Raw genomic sequence first — 18,042 nt, forward strand, 5'->3', positions numbered from 1 at the left:
GATCCCCATCCGGCCTTTTTCGTCATCAGGTCACTGGCGCGGGGTTAAACACGGCCAGCTGGTTATGCAGCCCCCATTGGTCTGAGAAGGTTTTCTTACGACCGCTCGCGACGTCCAGAATAAAGTGGAACAGCTTCCAGCCCACGTCCTCAATACTCTCTTCCCCTGTGGCAATGGTGCCCGCGTTGATGTCCATCAAATCAAACCAGCGATTCGCCAGTTCTGTGCGGGTCGCCATTTTGATTACCGGAACCGCCATCAGGCCATATGGCGTTCCGCGACCGGTTGTGAACACCTGCACGGTGATCCCGGAAGCGACCTGCTGCGTGCCGCAGACAAAATCACTGGCGGGCGTGGCGGCGTAAATTAAACCGCGTTTTGTCGGTCGCTGACCGGGGGACAGCACTTCCACAATCGCGCTCTGCCCGGATTTTGCGATAGAGCCCAACGCTTTTTCCACCACGTTCGCGAGACCGCCTTTTTTGTTGCCTGGCGACGGGTTGGCGCTGCGGTCAGTTTTCCCCATATCAAGATAATTATCGTACCAGGCCATCTCTTCCAGCAGGCGTTTGCCGACCTCTTCGTTAATCGCGCGTGGCGTGAGAAGGTGGATCGCATCACGGACTTCGGTGACTTCCGAGAACATCACCGTCGCGCCGCAACGCACTAACAGATCCGAGGCGTAACCCACCGCCGGGTTGGCCGTCACGCCGGAAAACGCATCGCTGCCGCCGCACTGCATTCCGACCACCAGTTCGGAAGCCGGGCAGGTTTCACGCTGGCGCTGGTTGAGCTTCGCCAGGTGGCGTTCGGCCACCTGCAAAATATCCTCGACCATCGACTTAAAGCCGACGTGCTGCTCATCCTGCAAACGCACAATACTGGCGCTGTCCACCGGAATCCCTTTCACATCTTCCGTGCCTTCCAGCAGACGTTCCGGCTGAAGTTTTTCACAGCCAAGGCCGATGACCATAACTTCGCCGCCGAAGTTCGGGTTCAACGAGATGTTATGAATGGTGCGGATAGGCACCACGGCCGCTGGCGCGTTGATCGCCACGCCGCAGCCGTACAAGTGGTTCAGACCGACAACGCCGTCTACATTCGGGTATCCGGGCAGCAGGTCACGCTCAATGATCTTCACGACATAATCCACGACGCCCGCCACGCAGTGTACGCTGGTGGTGATGCCGAGCAGATTTTTGGTGCCGACGCTGCCATCCGCGTTGCGGTAGCCTTCAAACGTGTAGCCTTCCAGCGGCGGCAGCGGTTCCGGCACTTTCGTCGCCAGCGGCAGGGTGTGTAACGGCGGCGCTTTCGGTAGCTCAACCAGCGACTCATCTATCCAGCTGCCGCGTGCGATGTCGCGAACGGCATAGCCGATCACCTCGCCATAACGCACAATTTCGCCGTGGGCAGGAATCGCCTCCAGAGCCACTTTATGCCCCTGAGGAATATGTTCAACCAACGCCAGACCGTCCGGGAAACGCGTTCCGGCTTGCAGACCATTGTCATTAACAATAATTGCCACGTTATCGGTGTCATGCACTTTAATATAAAACGCGGTTGGCGATTCTTGTCTAATTTCGATATCGGCCATTGTCCAGTATTCTCCAGCCAGGTGGTGATAATAAATGTGTTAAAGAGAACAACTGCTTTTTATTGTCGGAATTAAAAATACGTTGCTGCTAAATAAAGAATGCCAGGAGTTTTTGTTTAAAAATGTGATCGCGATCGGCCATTATTCCCGATGGTACGGGCGCTGGGCGAGTAATGTACAAATCTGTGCATCACCGCCCATGACGTTGTGCAAATGCTCAAAACATTATTCATTGTGAATATTAAAATTGAGCAATGCAACAATGTTTAGCGGCGTAAGTATGATTATACTGATTCACGACTTTCATTATCCGCTATCGATAAAATATCAGCGTAATTCCTTAGATGAGCAAATCGAAATATCTCCCGGAATTGCGGAAATAAATAATGATTCATCCAGGGTATAAATGATGAGTAACGATATCTTCCCGAACAAATTTAAAGCTGCGCTGGCAGCGCAACGCATTCAGATCGGCTGTTGGTCCGCGCTGGCAAACCCCATCAGTACGGAAGTGTTAGGGCTGGCAGGTTTTGACTGGCTGGTGCTGGATGGCGAACATGCGCCGAACGATATCTCAACTTTTATTCCACAACTGATGGCGTTGAAAGGCAGCGCCAGCGCGCCGGTGGTACGGGTGCCGACGAACGAGCCGGTCATCATTAAGCGTCTGCTGGATATCGGTTTCTATAACTTCCTGATCCCGTTTGTCGAGACGGAAGAAGAAGCCGTTCGCGCCGTGGCCTCGACGCGTTATCCGCCGGAAGGCATCCGTGGGGTCTCCGTTTCCCATCGCGCCAATATGTTTGGCACCGTGCCGGATTACTTTGCCCAGTCAAATAAGAACATCACCATTCTGGTGCAGATCGAAAGCCAGCAGGGGGTGGATAACGTTGATGCTATCGCGGCCACTGAAGGTGTTGACGGTATTTTTGTCGGCCCAAGCGATCTGGCTGCGGCGTTAGGTCATCTCGGCAACGCCTCTCACCCGGAAGTACAGAAAACCATTCAGCATATCTTTGCCCGCGCCAAAGCCCACGGTAAACCGTGCGGCATTCTGGCGCCGGTCGAAGCCGACGCGCGCCGCTATCTGGAATGGGGCGCGACGTTCGTTGCCGTGGGGAGCGATTTGGGCGTGTTCCGCTCCGCCACGCAAAAGCTGGCTGACGCCTTTAAGAAATAACCACCACTGAAACAAGAGAGAGAAGATTATGACGATGAAAGTAGGTTTCATTGGCCTGGGCATCATGGGTAAACCAATGAGCAAAAACCTCCTCAAAGCCGGTTACTCGCTGGTGGTTTCTGACCGTAACCCTGACGCGATTGCCGAAGTTATTGCCGCAGGCGCAGAAACCGCAACCACGGCAAAAGCCGTTGCCGAACAGTGCGATGTGATTATCACCATGCTGCCGAACTCGCCGCATGTGAAAGAAGTGGCGCTGGGCGAAGGAGGCATTGTTGAAGGCGCGAAGCCAGGCACCGTTTTGATCGATATGAGTTCTATCGCTCCGCTGGCAAGCCGTGAAATCAGCGACGCGCTGAAAGCAAAAGGTATCGATATGCTGGATGCGCCGGTAAGCGGCGGCGAACCGAAAGCGATCGACGGCACGCTGTCGGTGATGGTTGGCGGCGATAAAGCGATTTTCGATAAATATTACGATCTGCTAAAAGCAATGGCCGGTTCCGTGGTGCATACCGGTGATATCGGCGCGGGCAACGTGACCAAACTGGCTAACCAGGTGATTGTCGCGCTGAACATCGCAGCCATGTCTGAAGCGCTGACGCTGGCGACCAAAGCGGGGGTGAACCCGGATCTGGTGTATCAGGCGATTCGCGGCGGTCTGGCGGGTAGCACCGTGCTGGATGCGAAAGCGCCGATGGTGATGGAACGGAATTTCAAACCGGGCTTTCGCATCGATCTGCATATTAAAGATCTGGCGAATGCGCTGGACACCTCTCATGGCGTAGGCGCGCAGCTGCCGCTGACCGCCGCCGTGATGGAAATGATGCAGGCGCTACGTGCCGATGGTCTGGGCACGGCCGACCATAGCGCCCTGGCCTGCTACTACGAAAAACTGGCGAAAGTGGAAATCGCTCGCTAATGACGTCATGCCCGGTCGCGCGCGGCGGTCCGGGCCTATGACCCTGGCCGGATAAGTGAAATGCCATCCGGCGTTGTGCAGTAACAGGCTACAACTATGAAAATCGTAATCGCCCCAGACTCTTATAAAGAAAGCCTTTCTGCCGCTGAAGTTGCGCAGGCGATAGAAAAAGGATTCCGGGAAATTTTTCCCGATGCGCAGTATGTTTCTATCCCGGTCGCTGACGGCGGAGAGGGAACGGTCGAGGCCATGATTGCCGCCACGCATGGAACGCAGTATACCGCTTTTGTGACGGGGCCGCTGGGGGAGACCGTCATGGCCAACTGGGGCATGTCCGGGGACGGCAGTACCGCGTTTATTGAAATGGCGGCGGCCAGCGGGCTGGCGCTGGTTCCGCCAGAAAAGCGTAATCCGTTGATTACCACGTCGCGCGGCACCGGAGAGCTGATCCTGCATGCGCTGGAGCACGGCGCCAGAAGCATTATCATCGGCATTGGCGGCAGCGCGACCAATGACGGCGGCGCGGGCATGGTGCAGGCGCTGGGCGCCCGATTAACGGATGCGAACGGTACTGAAATTGGGAACGGCGGCGGCAGCCTGAACAGCCTGAATTCGATTGATGTCTCTGGTCTCGATCCGCGTTTAAAAACGTGTGCTATCCGGGTGGCCTGCGATGTGACCAATCCACTGACGGGCGAAAATGGCGCGTCGCGAATCTTTGGGCCGCAGAAAGGCGCGACCGAAAAGCTCATTCATGAACTGGACGGCAATCTTGCTCATTATGCCGACATGATTAAAAAGTCGCTGCGCGTGGATGTGGAAAATGTCCCCGGCGCGGGCGCGGCTGGCGGGATGGGGGCGGCCTTAATGGCTTTCCTCGGCGCAGAGTTGCGCAGCGGCATTGAGATAGTCACCACGGCGCTCAATCTGGAAGAACACATCCACGACTGCGCGTTAGTCGTCACCGGCGAAGGGCGTATCGACAGCCAGAGTATTCACGGCAAAGTACCGATAGGCGTCGCCAGTGTGGCGAAAAAGTATCATAAGCCAGTAATTGGGATCGCGGGGAGTCTGACGCATGATGTGGGAGTGGTGCATCAGCATGGTATTGATGCCGTGTTCAGCGTGCTTACCCGCATTGGCACGCTGGATGAAGCCTTTCGCGGCGCGTTTGATAATATCTACCGCGCCTCGCGAAACATCGCCGCAACGCTGGCGATAGGAATGCGCAGTGCAGGGTGACAATGGCGTACAAACCCTCTATACTGCGCGCCGAAGCTGACCAGACAGTCGCCGCTTCGTCGTCGTCCCTTTCGGGGGAGACGGGCGGAGGGGAGGAAAGTCCGGGCTCCATAGGGCAGGGTGCCAGGTAACGCCTGGGGGGCGCAAGCCCACGACCAGTGCAACAGAGAGCAAACCGCCGATGGCCCGCGCAAGCGGGATCAGGTAAGGGTGAAAGGGTGCGGTAAGAGCGCACCGCGCGGCTGGTAACAGTTCGCGGCACGGTAAACTCCACCCGGAGCAAGGCCAAATAGGGGTTCATAAGGTACGGCCCGTACTGAACCCGGGTAGGCTGCTTGAGCCAGTGAGCGATTGCTGGCCTAGATGAATGACTGTCCACGACAGAACCCGGCTTATCGGTCAGTTTCACCTCTTCATGTAAAAACCCGCTTCGGCGGGTTTTTGCTTTCATAGCGTTTGGGTTCCCGGTACTGCCTGATGGCGCTGCGCTTATCAGGCCTGTGGCAGAGCGCTTTGGTAGGCTGGATAAGACGCGCCAGCGTCGCCATCCGGCGGATTCCCCGCAGAAGGTGCCCGATCGCGCCGCGTAACATAATTTCCCCGCCAAAAGATATTTCTTGTTCTGTGACCACTAACACAAAACGCTGTGTGGTGTTTTTTTAACCGGATAAAAGATTGGCTGTTGATCGCTATCACAAAATTACGCGCTACAAAAATTGACAATCACAGTGTTAATATATTGTTGGTAATGATAATGGCGTGTATTAAATGAATTAAATATTCGTGTGTGTAATGTTTTTTTACAAACAAATAAGAAGAAAAAATGTGATATGCCACAATCTTTAATCCCAATAAGGGCGTAATTGTACTTATTTTTGATTAATTGTCCGTTAAATTTAAACGTAAATCTGCGTGTTAATTATGCGATAATTGATTGAATTATCGTCTTTCCCGAATTTGTAAAATAGCGAATGAAACGCATATGTTATCGCCATAAAATATTGTTATCCCCTCATGATTTTTTGACAAAAATCATGATAAAGTGCAGTCGTGTTCTTTCAACTTGTTGATAATAAATGGTTTATTTTTTAAAAAATAAGCTTACAAAATGTAAGGTAAGTTAATTTGTGAGTAGTCGCACATAACCATGTAACCTTTATTTGGTACACTTCATGCCGTCAACAAAGTAATTAGTGCAGGTCGATATGAATACTATTCTTCTCCCTAAAACACAGCACTTGGTGGTCTTTCAGGAAGTCATTAGAAGTGGTTCTATCGGTTCTGCCGCAAAAGAGTTAGGGTTAACTCAGCCTGCTGTAAGTAAAATTATCAATGATGTTGAGGCCTATTTTGGCGTTGAGTTAATCGTTCGCAAAAATACCGGTGTCACGTTAACCAGCGCAGGTCAGGTGCTGCTTACCTGGTCTGAATCCATCACCCGTGAAATGAAAAACATGGTGAACGAGATGAACAGCATGACCTGCAACACGGTGGTCGACGTTTCGTTTGGTTTTCCTTCGTTGATTGGCTTTACCTTTATGTCTGACATGATTCATAAATTTAAAGAGGTGTTCCCAAAAGCGCAGGTGTCGATGTATGAAGCGCAGCTCTCCTCGTTCCTGCCCGCGATTCGCGACGGACGCCTGGATTTCGCTATCGGCACGCTCAGTGATGAGATGAAACTACAGGATCTACACGTGGAACCGCTTTTTGAGTCAGAGTTTGTCCTGGTGGCCAGTAAGTCCCGAACATGCACCGGCATCACCACACTGGAATCGTTGCAGAACGAACAGTGGGTGTTGCCACAAACGAATATGGGCTACTACAGCGAACTCCTCACCACGTTACAAAGAAATGGCATCAGCAGTGAAAACATCGTTAAAACAGATTCCGTTGTCACTATTTATAATCTTGTTCTCAATGCTGATTTTCTGACCGTCATTCCCTGCGATATGACATCTCCATTCGGTTCAAACCAGTTTATTACGATTCCAGTAGAGGAAGATTTACCGGTCGCGCGTTATGCCGCGATCTGGTCTAAAAACTATCGGATTAAAAAAGCAGCATCGGTTTTGGTGGAATTAGCCAAAGAATATTCATCTTATAATGGTTGCAGACGAAAGCAATTAATAGAAATTAAGTAACGGATTAAATTTAATTTAATCAAAAACTGATGCCATCTGTCTGAATATCAGACGTTGGTACTGACTATTTATTTTACCTTAATACCCAGGTTAAGAGGTTATAATGCATATTACATACGATCTCCCGGTTGCGATTGAAGATATCCTCGAAGCGAAAAAAAGACTTGCGGGGAAAATTTATAAAACAGGTATGCCGCGCTCTAACTATTTCAGCGAGCGCTGCAAAGGCGAAATATTTCTTAAGTTCGAAAATATGCAACGCACGGGCTCTTTTAAAATCCGCGGTGCGTTTAACAAACTCAGTTCATTAACGGAAGAAGAAAAACGTAAAGGCGTGGTGGCTTGCTCTGCCGGTAACCATGCGCAAGGGGTGTCTCTCTCCTGCGCGATGCTCGGTATCGACGGCAAAGTCGTGATGCCGAAAGGCGCGCCGAAGTCCAAAGTGGCGGCCACCTGCGACTACTCCGCTGAAGTGGTGCTGCACGGTGACAACTTCAACGATACCATCGCCAAAGTGAGCGAAATTGTTGAGACTGAAGGCCGCATTTTTATTCCACCTTATGACGATCCGAAAGTGATTGCCGGGCAGGGAACAATTGGCCTGGAAATTATGGAAGATCTGTATGATGTCGATAACGTCATTGTACCAATTGGCGGCGGCGGTCTGATTGCCGGTGTTGCGATTGCTATTAAATCCATTAACCCGACAATTAAAGTTATTGGCGTACAGTCCGAAAACGTACACGGCATGGCGGCATCTTATCATGCAGGAGAAATAACCACTCACCGAACGACCGGCACCCTGGCGGATGGTTGTGATGTTTCTCGCCCGGGTAATTTAACGTATGAGATTGTTCGTGAATTAGTGGATGACATTGTCCTGGTCAGCGAAGATGAAATTCGTAACAGCATGATTGCATTAATTCAGCGCAATAAAGTCGTCACTGAAGGCGCTGGCGCACTGGCATGTGCCGCATTATTAAGCGGGAAATTAGATAGCTATATCCAGAACAGAAAAACGGTCAGCATTATTTCTGGCGGCAATATCGATCTTTCTCGTGTATCGCAAATTACGGGCTTAGTTGACGCTTAAACCCGGCTATTAATCTTTTCGTTGAGGATAGGATATGAGTACTACTGATAGCATTGTATCCAGCCAGACAAAACAGTCGTCCTGGCGTAAATCGGACACCACATGGACACTGGGACTATTTGGTACTGCCATCGGCGCCGGGGTGTTGTTCTTCCCTATTCGCGCAGGATTTGGCGGGCTGATCCCGATTCTTTTGATGCTGGTGTTGGCCTACCCCATCGCGTTTTACTGCCACCGTGCGCTGGCGCGCCTGTGTCTTTCCGGTTCTAACCCTTCCGGCAACATCACAGAAACGGTAGAAGAGCACTTTGGTAAAACAGGCGGCGTGGTCATCACGTTCCTGTACTTCTTCGCTATCTGTCCGCTGCTGTGGATTTATGGCGTAACCATTACCAACACCTTTATGACCTTCTGGGAAAACCAGTTGCAGATGCCGGCGCTTAACCGTGGCTTTGTGGCGCTGTTCCTGCTGCTGCTGATGGCTTTCGTTATCTGGTTTGGTAAAGACCTGATGGTTAAAGTGATGAGCTACCTGGTATGGCCGTTCATTGCCAGCCTGGTGCTGATCTCTCTGTCGCTGATCCCTTACTGGAACTCTGCGGTTATCGATCAGGTGGATCTCAGCAATATCGCGTTAACCGGGCATGACGGCATTCTGGTTACCGTGTGGCTGGGTATCTCCATCATGGTGTTCTCCTTTAACTTCTCGCCTATCGTCTCTTCTTTCGTGGTTTCCAAACGTGAAGAGTATGAGAAAGACTTTGGTCGTGAATTTACCGAGCGTAAATGTTCACAGATCATCTCCCGCGCCAGCATGCTGATGGTGGCCGTGGTGATGTTCTTCGCCTTCAGCTGCCTGTTCACGCTCTCTCCGGCCAACATGGCGGATGCGAAAGCGCAGAACATTCCGGTGCTCTCATATCTGGCGAACCACTTTGCGTCGCTGTCTGGCACTAAATCAACGTTTGCTACGGTTCTGGAGTACGGGGCTTCCATCATCGCACTGGTCGCTATCTTCAAATCATTCTTCGGTCACTATCTGGGCACGCTGGAAGGCCTGAACGGTCTGGTGCTGAAGTTTGGTTACAAAGGCGATAAAACCAAAGTTTCACTGGGCAAACTCAACACCATCAGCATGATCTTCATCATGGGTTCCACCTGGGTTGTGGCATACGCCAACCCGAACATCCTGGACCTGATTGAAGCAATGGGTGCGCCGATCATTGCCTCGCTGCTCTGCCTGCTGCCGATGTACGCCATCCGTAAAGCGCCGTCACTGGCGAAATACCGTGGTCGTCTGGATAACGTGTTTGTGACCGTGATTGGTCTGCTGACCATCCTGAATATCGTGTACAAACTGTTCTAATCCTTTAGCTCAGGATGAGCGGAGTAGTGAAATGAATGAATTTCCGGTAGTTCTGGTGATTAACTGTGGATCGTCTTCCATTAAGTTTTCAGTACTGGATGCAACCCATTGCGATGTGTTAATGGCAGGAATTGCGGACGGTATTAATTCTGAAGATGCGTTTTTATCCGTAAATGGAGGAGAGCCAGCTAAGCTGGCTCACCACAGCTACGAAGGCGCATTAAAGGCGATTGCGTTTGAACTGGAAAAACGTAATTTAATCGACAGCGTGGCCTTAATTGGCCACCGTATTGCCCACGGCGGAAATATCTTTACGGCATCAGCCATTATTACGGATGAAGTTATCGAGAATATCCGCCGGGTTTCTCCTTTAGCGCCGTTACATAATTACGCCAATTTAAGCGGAATTGAATCGGCGCAGCATCTTTTCCCGGGCGTACAGCAGGTGGCGGTATTTGATACCAGCTTCCATCAAACGATGGCGCCTGAAGCGTATTTGTACGGCTTGCCGTGGAAATATTTTGAGGAGTTGGGCGTCCGGCGCTATGGCTTTCATGGCACCTCGCACCGCTATGTCTCGCAACGTGCGCATGACCTTCTTGCGCTACAGGAAGAGGACTCGGGTCTGGTTGTCGCGCATCTGGGCAATGGCGCTTCTATCTGTGCCGTTCGTAACGGTCAAAGCGTCGATACCTCTATGGGGATGACCCCGCTGGAAGGGCTGATGATGGGCACTCGCAGCGGCGATGTGGACTTCGGCGCGATGGCGTGGATTGCCAGCGAAACCAACCAGACGCTGGGCGATATGGAACGCGTGGTGAATAAAGAGTCTGGTTTGTTGGGGATTTCCGGTCTGTCATCTGACTTACGTGTGCTGGAAAAAGCCTGGCATGAAGGGCATGAACGTGCGCAACTGGCGATTAAAACCTTTGTGCACCGTATTGCCCGCCACATTGCCGGGCATGCCGCATCGTTACACCGCCTGGACGGTATTATTTTTACCGGGGGGATTGGCGAAAACTCCGTGTTAATTCGCCGTCTGGTCATTGAACATTTGGCTGTTCTGGGCGTGAAATTAGATCACGAGATGAATAGCCTGCCTAATTCTCACGGTGAAAGAATTATCTCCAGCAAAGACACCAACGTTATTTGTGCCGTCATTCCAACGAATGAAGAAAAAATGATTGCCCTCGACGCTATTCATTTAGGCAAAGTTAACGCACCTGTGGAATTTGCATAATTTATTGTTGTTCTGTAGAGAGACTATTTTTCATGAAGGTAAATATCGATACCAGCGATATGCTGTATGCCGAAGCCTGGCTTGGCTTTAAAGGTACGGACTGGAAAGAAGAAATTAATGTCCGTGATTTTATTCAGCACAACTATACACCCTATGAGGGAGATGAATCCTTCCTCGCGGAAGCCACGCCTGCGACTACCGCATTGTGGGAAAAAGTTATGGCGGGTATTCGTATTGAAAACTCGACGCATGCGCCAGTCGATTTCGATACCAATATTGCGACCACCATTACTGCCCATGACGCGGGTTATATTGAGCAGGAGCTGGAAAAAATCGTCGGTTTGCAAACCGATAAGCCACTCAAGCGCGCGCTGCATCCGTTTGGCGGCATCAACATGATCAAAAGCTCATTCCAGGCGTATGGTCGTGAAATGGATGCTGATTTTGAATATCAGTTTACCGAGCTGCGTAAAACCCATAACCAGGGGGTATTCGACGCGTATTCGCCGGATATGCTGCGCTGCCGTAAATCCGGGGTGCTGACCGGCTTACCGGATGGCTACGGCCGTGGGCGCATTATCGGCGACTATCGCCGCGTTGCGCTGTACGGTATCCGTTATCTGGTGCGCGAGCGTGAGTTGCAGTTTGCCGATCTCCAGTCAAATCTGGAGTGGGGGCAGAACCTTGAAGCGACGATTCGCCTGCGTGAAGAACTGGCCGAACACCGCCGTGCGCTGCTGCAAATGCAGGAAATGGCTGCTAAATACGGTTGCGATATTTCCCGTCCGGCGCGTAACGCGCAGGAAGCCGTCCAGTGGCTTTACTTCGCCTATCTGGCAGCGGTGAAATCGCAGAACGGCGGCGCAATGTCGCTGGGCCGTACCGCGTCGTTCCTCGACATCTACATTGAGCGAGACTTCAAAGCCGGGATCTTAACGGAAGAACAGGCGCAGGAACTGATCGACCACTTCATCATGAAGATCCGCATGGTGCGCTTCCTGCGCACGCCGGAATTTGACACGCTGTTCTCCGGTGACCCGATTTGGGCAACCGAAGTGATCGGCGGTATGGGGCTGGATGGCCGCACGCTGGTGACCAAAAACTCCTTCCGCTATCTGCATACCCTGCACACGATGGGGCCTGCGCCAGAGCCGAACCTGACCGTGCTGTGGTCAGAAGCCCTGCCGGTCGCTTTTAAAAAGTATGCGGCGCAGGTGTCGATCGTCACTTCATCTTTGCAGTATGAAAATGACGATCTGATGCGCGCTGACTTTGACAGCGATGATTACGCCATTGCCTGCTGCGTCAGCCCAATGGTCATCGGTAAGCAGATGCAGTTCTTCGGCGCCCGCGCCAACCTCGCTAAAACGCTGCTGTATGCAATCAACGGCGGTGTGGATGAGAAGCTGAAAATCCAGGTTGGGCCAAAAACGGCGCCATTAATGGATGACGTGCTGGATTACGACACGGTGATGGAGAGCCTTGACCACTTCATGGACTGGCTGGCGGTGCAGTACATCAGCGCGCTGAATATCATCCACTACATGCACGACAAGTACAGCTACGAAGCGTCGCTGATGGCGCTGCACGATCGTGACGTTTATCGCACGATGGCATGCGGCATCGCGGGGCTGTCCGTGGCGACGGATTCGCTGTCCGCCATCAAGTACGCGAAGGTGAAACCGGTGCGCGACCATAACGGGCTGGCAGTCGATTTTGTCATCGAAGGCGAATATCCGCAGTACGGCAACAACGACGAGCGCGTGGACAGCATTGCCTGCGATCTGGTTGAACGCTTTATGAAGAAAATTAAAGTGTTGCCAACCTACCGCAACGCGGTGCCGACGCAGTCCATTCTGACCATCACCTCGAACGTGGTGTACGGCCAGAAAACCGGGAACACGCCGGATGGACGTCGTGGCGGTACGCCGTTCGCGCCGGGTGCGAACCCGATGCACGGCCGTGACCGTAAAGGCGCTGTCGCTTCGCTGACTTCCGTCGCGAAACTGCCGTTCACCTATGCCAAAGACGGGATTTCCTACACCTTCTCCATTGTGCCTGCGGCGTTGGGCAAAGATGACGGCGTGCGGAAAACCAATCTGGTCGGCCTGCTGGACGGATACTTCCATCATGAAGCGCATGTGGAAGGCGGTCAGCACCTGAACGTCAACGTGATGAACCGTGAAATGCTGCTGGACGCCATCGAGCACCCGGAAAGCTATCCGAACCTGACGATCCGCGTGTCCGGCTACGCCGTGCGCTTTAATGCGCTCACCCGCGAGCAACAGCAGGATGTGATTTCACGTACCTTTACCCAGGCGATATAACGCCGGAGGCGCTATGAGAAAGATTATTGCCACCCAACATGCACCGGGGGCCATCGGCCCCTACGTACAGGGTGTGGATTTGGGCAGTATGGTGCTGACCTCAGGTCAGATCCCGGTATGCCCGCAAACGGGCGAGGTCGCGGAAAATGTCGTCGATCAGGCGCGTCAGAGCCTGGAAAACGTCAAAGCGATTGTGGAAGCAGCGGGCCTGAAAGTGGGCGATATCGTGAAGACCACCGTGTTCATTACCGATCTGAACGATTTCACCACCATCAACGAGGTGTATCAGCAGTTCTTTGATGAGCATCAGGCGACTTACCCTACGCGCAGTTGTGTGCAGGTCGCCCGTTTGCCGAAGGATGTGAAGCTGGAGATTGAGGCTATCGCGGTGCGTGGCGATACGCTGTAACCCCCTGCGGGGCGATCGTCAGGATCGCCCCGATCCCAAAAACGAGTGTGAAACTATTTGATGTCTGGTCTCCACTGAACGGCAATCCGAGGTTCTGGATATGATTAGCGCATTCGATATTTTTAAGATTGGCATTGGACCTTCCAGCTCCCATACCGTAGGGCCAATGAATGCAGGAAAATGTTTTATCGATCAACTGACCAGCAAGGGTGATTTACTCCGCACGACGCGTATTACGGTTGATCTGTATGGATCGTTATCGCTGACCGGGAAAGGTCATGCGACGGATACCGCCATCATGATGGGGCTGGCAGGCAACAGCCCGCAAAACGTGAATATCGACGCGATTCCCACTTTTATTGAAGACGTAACGCGCAGTGGACGCCTGCCGGTGGCCGAGGGCGCGCACGTTGTTGATTTCCCGGTAGCAGACAGCATTCTCTTTCACGCCGAAACGCTACCGCGCCATGAAAACGGGATGCGTATTACGGCATGGAACGGGCAAGAGACGCTGTTGAGCAAAACCTATTACTCCATCGGCGGCGGGTTTATCGTCGAAGAGGAGCGTTTCGGGCAGGCGCATGATGTCGAAACGCCTGTGCCTTATGATTTTCACTCGGCCAGCGAACTGCTGAAACTGTGTGAGCGAAACGGGCTTTCGGTCTCTGGCCTGATGATGCAAAACGAGCTGGCGCTGCGCAGCAAAGAGGAGATTGACGCCGGATTTGCGCGCATCTGGGATGTGATGCACGCCGGGATTGAACGCGGCATGAACACCGAGGGCGTGCTGCCGGGGCCGCTGAATGTGCCGCGTCGCGCCGTTGCGTTAAGGCGTCTGCTGGTCTCCAGCGACAGCCTCTCCAGCGACCCGATGAACGTTATCGACTGGATCAACATGTTTGCGTTGGCCGTCAGCGAAGAGAACGCGGCAGGAGGACGGGTCGTAACGGCGCCAACTAACGGCGCATGCGGCATTATTCCAGCTGTACTGGCCTATTACGATAAGTTCCGCCGTCCGGTGAATGCCAACTCGATTGCCCGCTATCTGCTGGCCGCGGGCGCGATTGGCGCGCTGTATAAGATGAATGCGTCTATCTCCGGTGCGGAAGTGGGCTGTCAGGGGGAAGTTGGCGTCGCCTGCTCGATGGCGGCGGCAGGGCTGACGGAACTGCTGGGCGGTAGTCCATCGCAGGTTTGCATTGCGGCGGAAATCGCGATGGAGCACAACCTGGGATTGACCTGCGATCCGGTGGCCGGGCAGGTGCAAATTCCTTGCATTGAACGTAACGCGATTAATGCGGTAAAAGCGGTGAATGCGGCGCGAATGGCGCTGCGGCGGACGTCTGAGCCACGGGTGTCGCTCGATAAAGTGATCGAGACGATGTATGAAACCGGCAAGGATATGAACGATAAGTACCGCGAGACTTCGCGCGGTGGGCTGGCGATTAAGGTCGTTTGTACCTGAGGTGAATAGCCGTGCCTGATGGCGCTGCGCTTATCAGGCCTACGGTTTACGTACGTTTGCAGGCCGGAGAAGGCGCAAGCGCCGCCATCCGGCAATGAACTAATCAACATGGCATGATAAAAAAGGTGCACTTTAGTGCACCTTTTTTGTTGTGATCGGCTTCAAAAATAGAAATTAAATTCTTTATTTGGATGTAAAATAGAAAATATTTCTTAACTTTTAGAAATTACAGGGGTTTGTTTGTGAAGTTTTTCTCTGATCCTGCGCGTATGATTCCCTCACTACTCCAATAACTCGCCTGCGCACGACGTACCGCGTATCGCCTTGATGCGGCACGGAAAAATAATAAAAAACTCTACCTACATATTAAGCGAGAACGTAATGGAAACGGCAACGAATAACAGCGTAATACTCGACGCATCAGCTCCGGCGCGCCGGGCAGGGATGACCGAAAGAGAATGGCGCGAAGCCATTAAATTCGACAGCACCGACACGGGCTGGGTCATCATGAGTATTGGTATGGCGATCGGCGCGGGGATTGTTTTTCTCCCGGTGCAGGTCGGTTTAATGGGGCTGTGGGTCTTTTTACTCTCCTCTATTATCGGCTATCCCGCGATGTATCTGTTCCAGCGCCTGTTCATCAACACGCTGGCGGAGTCCCCGGAATGTAAAGACTACCCGAGCGTCATCAGCGGCTATCTGGGGAAAAACTGGGGCATCCTGTTAGGCGCACTCTACTTTGTGATGCTGGTGATCTGGATGTTTGTCTACTCCACCGCCATCACTAACGACAGCGCCTCTTATCTGCACACCTTTGGCGTCACGGAAGGTTTGCTCTCCGACAGCCCGTTCTATGGACTGGTGCTGATTTGCATTCTGGTGGCGATCTCGTCACGCGGCGAGCAGCTTCTGTTCAAGATTTCGACCGGCATGGTGCTGACTAAACTGCTGGTTGTCGCGGCGCTCGGCGTCTCAATGATCGGGATGTGGCATTTGTACAACATTGGCGCGCTGCCGCCGATGGCGCTGTTGATTAAAAACGCCATCATCACCTTGCCGTTTACGCTGACCTCCATCCTGTTTATCCAGACCTTGAGTCCGATGGTGATCTCTTATCGTTCACGCGAAAAATCCATTGAGGTCGCACGGCATAAAGCGCTGCGCGCCATGAACATCGCGTTCGGCATTCTGTTTGTTACCGTCTTTTTCTACGCGGTCTCTTTCACCCTGGCGATGGGGCATGACGAAGCGGTCAAAGCCTACGAGCAGAACATCTCTGCACTGGCGATCGCCGCGCAGTTTATTAGCGGCGCGGGTGCGGGCTGGGTGAAAGTGGTCAGCGTGATCCTGAATATCTTTGCCGTTATGACCGCGTTCTTCGGCGTTTACTTAGGCTTTCGCGAAGCGACTCAGGGAATTGTGATGAACCTGCTGCGCCGCAGAATGCCTGTCGAGAAGATTAACGAACGCTTCGTGCAGCGCGGCATTATGGTTTTCGCCATCTTACTGGCCTGGAGCGCCATTGTGCTGAATGCGCCGGTGCTGAGTTTCACCTCTATCTGTAGCCCGATCTTCGGCATGGTGGGATGTTTGATCCCGGCCTGGCTGGTCTACAAAGTTCCTGCACTGCACAAATACAAGGGCGCGTCTCTGTATCTGATTATCGTCACGGGTTTGCTGCTGTGCGTTTCTCCGTTCCTGGCATTTGCTTGATCTTCCTGAAAGTAAGGTTGTTGTTATGTTTGAGTCTACAGAAAATCCGTTATGGCAGCGTTTTATCCTCGCAGTACAAGAAGAGGTAAAACCGGCACTGGGATGTACGGAACCTGTCTCTCTGGCGCTGGCGGCGGCGGTTGCCGCGGCTGAACTTGACGGCGAAGTTGAACGCGTTGACGCGTGGGTCTCGCCGAACCTGATGAAGAATGGCCTGGGCGTCACCGTGCCGGGCACCGGGATGGTTGGGCTTCCCATTGCGGCAGCGCTGGGGGCGCTTGGCGGCGATGCCAGCGCGGGGCTGGAAGTGTTGAAAAACGCCTCTTCGGGGGCGATTGCGGATGCGAAAGCGATGCTGGCTGCCGGGAAGGTGTCGGTGATGTTGCAGGAGCCATGCGACGACATCCTCTTCTCACGCGCTAAAGTGTACAGCGGCGATGCGTGGGCCTGCGTAACGATCGTCGGCGGGCACACCAATATCGTGCGCATTGAAACTCACACTGGGGTGATCTTTACGCAGACCGAAAGCGTGCAGGGGGAGGCGCAAGAATCGCCGCTGTCGGTCTTATCAAAGACCTCGCTGGAAGAGATTCTGGCGTTTGTGAATGCGGTGCCGTTTGCGTCAATCCGCTTTATTCTGGAGTCTGCCAGACTGAACGGCGCGCTGTCGCAGGAGGGATTGCGCGGCACCTGGGGGTTGCATATCGGGGCGACGTTGCAAAAGCAGTGCGCACGCGGTCTGCTGGCGGACGATCTGTCAACGGCGATCCTGATTCGCACCAGTGCAGCCTCGGATGCGCGGATGGGCGGCGCGACGCTGCCAGCCATGAGTAACTCCGGCTCCGGTAATCAGGGGATCACCGCGACGGTTCCCGTAATGGTGGTGGCGGAGCATGTGGGGGCGGATGACGAACGTCTGGCGCGCGCCCTGATGCTCTCGCACCTGAGCGCGATCTACATTCACCATCAGCTTCCACGCCTGTCAGCGCTCTGTGCGGCGACCACGGCGGCAATGGGGGCGGCGGCAGGAATGGCGTGGCTGATGGATGGCCGCTATAACACGATTGCGATGGCGATCAGCAGTATGATCGGCGACGTGAGCGGGATGATATGCGACGGCGCATCGAATAGCTGTGCGATGAAGGTATCGACCAGCGCGTCTGCGGCCTGGAAAGCGGTGTTAATGGCGCTGGATGATACGGCGGTAACCGGCAACGAAGGAATTGTGGCGCATAACGTCGAGCAATCTATTTCGAATTTGTGCGCGTTGGCCTGTCATGCAATGCAGCAAACCGACCGTCAGGTTATCGAAATTATGGCCAGTAAGGCGCATTAACCCGGTGGCGC

The 18,042-nt window shown here is 53.2% G+C and carries 13 protein-coding genes and 1 other RNA gene; 13 read left to right on the plus strand and 1 reads right to left on the minus strand.

The annotated features are described in order from the left end of the window. Positions 1 to 25: 25 nt before the first annotated feature. Entirely contained in the window at positions 26 to 1,597 is a 1,572-nt protein-coding gene (garD, locus tag OGV83_RS16345) for a galactarate dehydratase (RefSeq protein ID WP_012135264.1), read from the minus strand. A 409-nt stretch (positions 1,598 to 2,006) separates the two neighbouring features. On the opposite strand from garD, the gene garL reads away from it, so the two are divergent. From garL to OGV83_RS16410, 13 genes are all read left to right on the plus strand, one after another. Next, on the plus strand, positions 2,007 to 2,777 hold the full coding sequence (garL, locus tag OGV83_RS16350) for a 2-dehydro-3-deoxyglucarate aldolase (protein ID WP_024130976.1): 771 nt from the start codon (positions 2,007 to 2,009) through the stop codon (positions 2,775 to 2,777). A gap of 28 nt (positions 2,778 to 2,805) precedes the next feature. Next, positions 2,806 to 3,696: a 2-hydroxy-3-oxopropionate reductase gene (gene garR / locus OGV83_RS16355; protein ID WP_104868152.1), complete on the plus strand. Its 891-nt coding sequence runs from the start codon at positions 2,806 to 2,808 to the stop codon at positions 3,694 to 3,696. Between the two features lie 96 nt (positions 3,697 to 3,792). Further along, positions 3,793 to 4,938 (plus strand): glycerate 2-kinase, encoded by a 1,146-nt coding sequence (gene garK / locus OGV83_RS16360; protein WP_047461065.1) that lies wholly within the window; start codon positions 3,793 to 3,795, stop codon positions 4,936 to 4,938. Positions 4,939 to 4,970: 32 nt separating this feature from the next. Then, positions 4,971 to 5,349, plus strand: an RNA gene (gene rnpB / locus OGV83_RS16365) — RNase P RNA component class A. 794 nt (positions 5,350 to 6,143) lie between these two features. Continuing rightward, on the plus strand, positions 6,144 to 7,082 hold the full coding sequence (gene tdcA, locus OGV83_RS16370; protein ID WP_047461068.1) for a transcriptional regulator TdcA: 939 nt from the start codon (positions 6,144 to 6,146) through the stop codon (positions 7,080 to 7,082). A 103-nt stretch (positions 7,083 to 7,185) separates the two neighbouring features. Beyond that, on the plus strand, positions 7,186 to 8,175 hold the full coding sequence (tdcB, locus tag OGV83_RS16375; RefSeq protein WP_012135254.1) for a bifunctional threonine ammonia-lyase/L-serine ammonia-lyase TdcB: 990 nt from the start codon (positions 7,186 to 7,188) through the stop codon (positions 8,173 to 8,175). A gap of 34 nt (positions 8,176 to 8,209) precedes the next feature. Continuing rightward, complete coding sequence (gene tdcC / locus OGV83_RS16380) at positions 8,210 to 9,541, plus strand: threonine/serine transporter TdcC (RefSeq protein WP_012135253.1); 1,332 nt, start codon at positions 8,210 to 8,212, stop codon at positions 9,539 to 9,541. 31 nt (positions 9,542 to 9,572) lie between these two features. Then, complete coding sequence (gene tdcD / locus OGV83_RS16385; RefSeq protein ID WP_024130974.1) at positions 9,573 to 10,781, plus strand: propionate kinase; 1,209 nt, start codon at positions 9,573 to 9,575, stop codon at positions 10,779 to 10,781. 32 nt (positions 10,782 to 10,813) lie between these two features. Further along, on the plus strand, positions 10,814 to 13,108 hold the full coding sequence (gene pflB, locus OGV83_RS16390; RefSeq protein WP_012135251.1) for a formate C-acetyltransferase: 2,295 nt from the start codon (positions 10,814 to 10,816) through the stop codon (positions 13,106 to 13,108). A 13-nt stretch (positions 13,109 to 13,121) separates the two neighbouring features. After that, complete coding sequence (locus OGV83_RS16395) at positions 13,122 to 13,517, plus strand: enamine/imine deaminase (protein WP_012135250.1); 396 nt, start codon at positions 13,122 to 13,124, stop codon at positions 13,515 to 13,517. A gap of 100 nt (positions 13,518 to 13,617) precedes the next feature. Beyond that, entirely contained in the window at positions 13,618 to 14,982 is a 1,365-nt protein-coding gene (gene tdcG, locus OGV83_RS16400) for an L-serine ammonia-lyase (protein ID WP_012135249.1), read from the plus strand. Positions 14,983 to 15,363: 381 nt separating this feature from the next. Beyond that, entirely contained in the window at positions 15,364 to 16,695 is a 1,332-nt protein-coding gene (locus OGV83_RS16405; RefSeq protein WP_248623404.1) for an SLC5/6 family protein, read from the plus strand. 25 nt (positions 16,696 to 16,720) lie between these two features. After that, positions 16,721 to 18,031: an L-cysteine desulfidase family protein gene (locus OGV83_RS16410; RefSeq protein ID WP_248623403.1), complete on the plus strand. Its 1,311-nt coding sequence runs from the start codon at positions 16,721 to 16,723 to the stop codon at positions 18,029 to 18,031. The last annotated feature ends 11 nt before the right edge of the window (positions 18,032 to 18,042 follow it).

The sequence above is a fragment of the Citrobacter sp. CK189 genome (assembly GCF_030333505.1).
In the GTDB taxonomy this organism is placed as follows: domain Bacteria; phylum Pseudomonadota; class Gammaproteobacteria; order Enterobacterales; family Enterobacteriaceae; genus Citrobacter_B; species Citrobacter_B koseri.